The organism is Synechococcus sp. H55.9 (genome assembly GCF_047462355.1).
Lineage (GTDB): Bacteria > Cyanobacteriota > Cyanobacteriia > Thermostichales > Thermostichaceae > Thermostichus.
Map to the genome: position 1 here is coordinate 6,348 of NZ_JANSJB010000091.1, position 4,322 is coordinate 10,669.

The 4,322-nt window shown below is 58.6% G+C and carries 7 protein-coding genes; 4 read left to right on the forward strand and 3 right to left on the reverse strand.

Annotated features, from left to right (window positions below; translation table 11 throughout):
• The first annotated feature begins 674 nt into the window (after positions 1–674).
• The 3 genes from NW857_RS10810 (at position 675) to NW857_RS10820 (ending at position 2,267) form a co-directional block, all read left to right on the forward strand.
• Positions 675–827 (forward strand): hypothetical protein, encoded by a 153-nt coding sequence (locus NW857_RS10810; protein WP_414332791.1) that lies wholly within the window; start codon positions 675–677, stop codon positions 825–827.
• Positions 828–1,143: 316 nt separating this feature from the next.
• On the forward strand, positions 1,144–1,653 hold the full coding sequence (locus NW857_RS10815; protein WP_414332792.1) for an N-acetyltransferase family protein: 510 nt from the start codon (positions 1,144–1,146) through the stop codon (positions 1,651–1,653).
• Between the two features lie 44 nt (positions 1,654–1,697).
• Positions 1,698–2,267, forward strand: a complete 570-nt coding sequence (locus NW857_RS10820; RefSeq protein ID WP_414332803.1) for a peroxiredoxin — start codon at positions 1,698–1,700, stop codon at positions 2,265–2,267.
• Here the strand turns inward: NW857_RS10820 and NW857_RS10825 are convergent.
• The gene (locus NW857_RS10825) at positions 2,264–2,449 is read right to left on the reverse strand and encodes a hypothetical protein (RefSeq protein WP_414332794.1); all 186 of its coding nucleotides are present in this window, start codon (positions 2,447–2,449) and stop codon (positions 2,264–2,266) included. The two genes, NW857_RS10820 and NW857_RS10825, sit on opposite strands and share 4 nt — an antisense overlap.
• Here NW857_RS10825 and NW857_RS10830 point away from each other — a divergent pair.
• Positions 2,448–3,209: a glycerophosphodiester phosphodiesterase gene (locus NW857_RS10830; protein ID WP_414368920.1), complete on the forward strand. Its 762-nt coding sequence runs from the start codon at positions 2,448–2,450 to the stop codon at positions 3,207–3,209. The genes NW857_RS10825 and NW857_RS10830 overlap by 2 nt on opposite strands.
• A gap of 12 nt (positions 3,210–3,221) precedes the next feature.
• Here the strand turns inward: NW857_RS10830 and NW857_RS10835 are convergent, their stop codons facing one another.
• Positions 3,222–3,953, reverse strand: coding sequence for a protein-L-isoaspartate(D-aspartate) O-methyltransferase (locus tag NW857_RS10835; RefSeq protein WP_414332798.1), 732 nt, complete (start codon positions 3,951–3,953; stop codon positions 3,222–3,224).
• Positions 3,954–4,087: 134 nt separating this feature from the next.
• A partial coding sequence (locus NW857_RS10840; RefSeq protein ID WP_414368922.1) for a hypothetical protein occupies positions 4,088–4,322 on the reverse strand: 235 nt, incomplete at its 5' end.

Genomic DNA, 4,322 nt, shown 5'->3' on the forward strand with positions numbered 1-4,322 from the left:
GAGATTGGGCTGGTCAGAGGCCAAGCAGCCCCAATCCAGAAGGCAGGGATCCCTCTATTGAGCTACATCAAAAAGAGATGAAAAGACCAAGTTAAAGGAATGATCCAGCCCGTTAAGAATGGTTGCTGCCCTTGGAAGCGAGATCGATTACAGGTTAGATTATGGGTGTGGTGATTCAGGCGAGGAGGATAATATCTCATCCCCATCAAACGCGAGACACCGCTTCTCGATTCAATCAAATCCAAAAGGCTCCGTCAGTCAACAGTTTGATCTCAACTTCCGATCCGTTGCTGCGGCAGGCTTTTCTGAGAAGTGGATGTCTCGCCAAGCAGAGCACCTGGTACCTACGACAGGTTTTCCTCGAAGTAGAACATGGGAGTTAAAGCAGATAGCTGTTGGGTTTGCTGTAGAGGCCACGAGGGAAGCAGGGAAGTACTCTTCCGGAAGCAAGTTTCTCAAGTGGTTTTGCCAGATCGAGAAGCTCAGCCGGCTATTTTGAGTCTCCACGCATGAGCGAGTGCAAGTAGGAAAATCGGTGATCGGGTTCAGGTGCTCTCAACCTGCAGGCTCTGGCAAGGTGAAGCCAATGCTCAGTGGGACAAGGGCTGCGGGCTTTAGCAATTCTTCGAGGTTCTCTCAGTTCATAGTTCCACTCTCGCTTTCAGGAGGTTGCTATGTTTGCTTTTCTGTCAAAGATTGCTAGAGCAGTTATCCGCATATTTGCTCCTGACAAATCCGATCTGGTGGAAGTGGGTTACCAGCCCATTACGGATGATGTCTATCGCATCAATGGCTCAGCCTGCCACGCTAGCGATCTGGAGATCTGATCGTAAGCCTCAGATTTGATTTGGGTTTTGGAGCACCCATGGGCGTTGGTTCAAAAATCTTCGTTTCCAGAGTGTTGTTTGCTAACCAATTTGTTGGATCCATTTTTTGGAGTGCTCGGATCGGTTACGTGTTAGGACAGGACAACTGAATAAGCCTGGGTCAATCTGCGCTGCAGTTGGTCTGCGGCGGGAGAGGGTGGTTCTCCTCTCTGGGGTCAAGTTCTACCAGTTCAGTGGCGGCTCTGTTTAGAGGGCCGCCGCTTGTTATGGTTTGCAAGTTGTCTGGCAAAATAATAGGGATGCCCACGGTTGATGCGTGTTGCCTTCCCTTGTGGTTTATCCGGCTACGTCGGGTGATCTGGATTCCTTAGCCGAGGTTCTCGCGCAGGCTTTTCACCCCCCACTGGGTCTGCAGCGCTGGATCTACCCGATTCGCAAGCTAGGGATCCGCGAAGATTTGCGCCTCAAGCTGGCGGCCAGGGATCCCTGCTATTGCTGCCTGGCGGCGGCGGTGGGGGCCAAGGTGGTGGGAACTGCCGAGATCTCTCTGCGGCGCATGGCCCATGGCAAGTATCCCTATCTTTCCAACTTGGCGGTGCTGCCCGCTTGGCGGCGGCGCGGGATCGCCCGGCAGCTTTTGCTGAGCGCCGAAGGGGTGGTGCAGGGCTGGGGCTATCGCCAGTTGCATCTGCACGTGGTGGCGGACAATCTGCCCGCTCGACAACTCTATGCCCAACTGCGCTACACTCCCGTCCAGCGCACCTCTCAACTTTGGCAGTGGTTGGGGATCCCGCCCCAGCTTTTGCTCTGCAAGTGGCTGACGTAAAGTTATGTAAACTGGAAGGGGGGAGCTAGAGAGGTGTTGCCGTGATTGTCAAAAAAGTGGTGGGTAGGATTGGGCGCTGGCTGGGCCTGGCAGGGTTGTTTGCGGCTTTGCTGGTGAGCGTTGTGGGTGTTCAGTCTGCCCTGGCCCAGTGGGGCACCACTCCCCTGCCGGAGATCGGGGCGCCGGCCCCAGAGTTTGAGCTGCCGGATCAGTTGGGCCAGGTGCGGCGGCTGGCGGATTTTCGCGGCGAGTGGGTGGTGCTCTACTTCTATCCCCGCGACTTCACTTCCGGCTGCACGATCGAGGCCCGCCGCTTTCAGCAGGATCTGCCCAAGTTTCGGGCTCTGGGGGCGCAGATTGTGGGCGTAAGCGCCGACTCGGTGGACTCCCACCGGCGGTTTTGCACGGCAGAGGGGCTGCAATTTCCTTTGCTTTCCGATCCTGAGGGCACCGTTAGCCGCGCCTACGGCTCCTGGATGGGGGAGATGGCTCTGCGCAACACTTTTTTGATCGATCCTGACGGGATCCTGCGGGCCATCGACCCAATTGTCAATCCCTCTCGGCACAGCGCCGAGGTCTTGGCCCAGTTGCAAGAGCTGGCCCGGGCCGGCTAGTCCTGCGGGCCAAAGGTCTGCTCGAACTCTTGCAGCAGCTCGTCGATCTCCTCGAGGGCCTGGTTGACATCGATGCGCAAGCTGCCCAGGTCTGGCTTTTCCAAAAGCTTGACCAAAGCTGGCCGGCGCTCGCGAATGCGCTTGATGCGCTCTTTTAAGGCGGCAATTTCGGCTGCGTCCATGGCTACAGAGATTGTTTCAACTCCTCCAGCCTATCGCTTTCCCACCCGGATCGTCGCTCACCGCGGGGATCACAGCCACGTTGAGGAAAATACCCTGGCCGCTTTTACGGCGGCCATCGAAGGCGGGGCCGACGGGATCGAGCTGGATGTGCGCCGCAGCGGCGACGGGATCCCGCTGGTTTTTCACGATGCCGAGCTGGAGGGCCAGCCGTTGGCGGCGCTCACGTGGGCTGAGATCCGCGCCCGCAAGCCCTCGATTCCCAGCTTGGAAGAAGCGCTGCTCCACGTCAGGGGCAGGATTGCCCTCGATATCGAGCTGAAAGAGGCGGGCTATGAAGAACAGATCCTCGCCCTTATCGGCAAGCTCTTGACCCCTGCAGAGTGTGTGATCACTTCCTTTTTGCCCCAGGTGGTGCAACGGGTGAAAACTCTTCTGGGACGCCCGCACCTTGAAGGGGCCGCCCCCCAGGTTGGCCTGTTGGTGGAAGCGCCGCCGAGGGAAGAGCAGGGATCCCTGTTGGCCTATTGCCGCGAGCTGGGGGCCGACTTTCTCGCTCCCCACTACGCTTGGCTGGACTTGCCGTTTTTGGCAGCGGCAGCCCGGGCCGGGATCCCGCTCTACGTCTGGACGGTGAACGATCCGGAGATCATGGCCTTCTGTTTGCGCCCGCCTGGGGAGGATCCCGTGGTTCAGGGGCTGATCACCGACCGCCCCCAGTTGGCGCTGCAAATTCGCGCCCAGCTCTGGGCCGCCTCCTGAGGATCCCCTGCCCTAGACCATGGGCACAAATTGCACCGGGAAAGCGCCCTTTTGCACCACCCCTTCTGGGGTTTTGTGGAGGATCAGCAAGGATTGGGATCCCTGGCTTTCGCCCACCGGCACTACCAACCGGCCCCCCACCGCCAGTTGATCCAGGAGCAGCATCGGCAGGGTTGGGGGGGCTGCTGTGACCACGATGGCGTCGTAGGGAGCGTGTTCCGGCCAACCTTGATAGCCATCTCCCTGGCGCACCTCCACGTTGCGGTAGCCCAAGGCAGCAAGGGTTTGCTGGGCACGGGCGGCCAAGGGAGACAAACGCTCCAGACTATATACCTGTCGGGCCAGCTCGGCCAAAATAGCCGCCTGGTAGCCGGATCCGGTGCCGATCTCCAGCACCACCGACTCAGGGGTGAGGCGGGCCGCCTCGGTCATAAAGGCAACGATGTAAGGCTGAGAGATCGTCTGGCCGTAGCCAATGGGCAGCGGGCAATCCCTGTAGGCGCGATCCTGCAGCTCCGGAGGAACGAAAAGATGGCGCGGCACCTTGCGCATTGCTTCCAGCACCCGCGGATCGCGGATCCCCCGCTGCAAGATTTGCTCCCTCACCATCCGTTCCCGTTGGGCAGCAAAAGGACAAGCCTGCCTCTCCCCACCGCCAGCAGCAGGCTCAGGAGCCCCCAACTCGGCAGCCCGGATCCCTGGGTCGGCAGTCCTCCTAAAAAAAGATGAGAACAGTCTGACCATTGGCCTACACCCTCCCAAGATGATGGGCCGCGGGGATTTTGCTCGAATGCTGCGCCGCAATTGCACAAGATCGCGGATCCCTGAAGGCTTCCACCTCGATCCTGGCCCACTTTCCCAAGGACTTCCAGCTTTCATCAAGAGATTGTTGCCAAGCCTGCTGCCGCAAAGTCTCTCGACAACCCGGAAAGCTGAACCCCTAAGGGTTGGGGAGGGCCAAAATTGTAAAGTTTTGTGCGCGATCCGTCGGGACGAGCAATTGCTGGCCTTTCTTTGCCCGCTCTAGTCTTTAAGAGAAAACCAGAAGCTCTTGCCGGAATTGACACAAAAATGCGGCACAATACTCTTAAAACAGCAAATTTCCCGACTTGC

What these genes read in the sequence shown, in the direction of transcription:
- NW857_RS10835 (WP_414332798.1), bottom strand. Translation starts at nt 3,953, where the DNA reads ATGGTCAGACTGTTCTCATCTTTTTTTAGGAGGACTGCCGACCCAGGG.
- NW857_RS10810 (WP_414332791.1), top strand. Translation starts at nt 675, where the DNA reads ATGTTTGCTTTTCTGTCAAAGATTGCTAGAGCAGTTATCCGCATATTT.
- NW857_RS10830 (WP_414368920.1), top strand. Translation starts at nt 2,448, where the DNA reads ATGGCTACAGAGATTGTTTCAACTCCTCCAGCCTATCGCTTTCCCACC.
- NW857_RS10825 (WP_414332794.1), bottom strand. Translation starts at nt 2,449, where the DNA reads ATGGACGCAGCCGAAATTGCCGCCTTAAAAGAGCGCATCAAGCGCATT.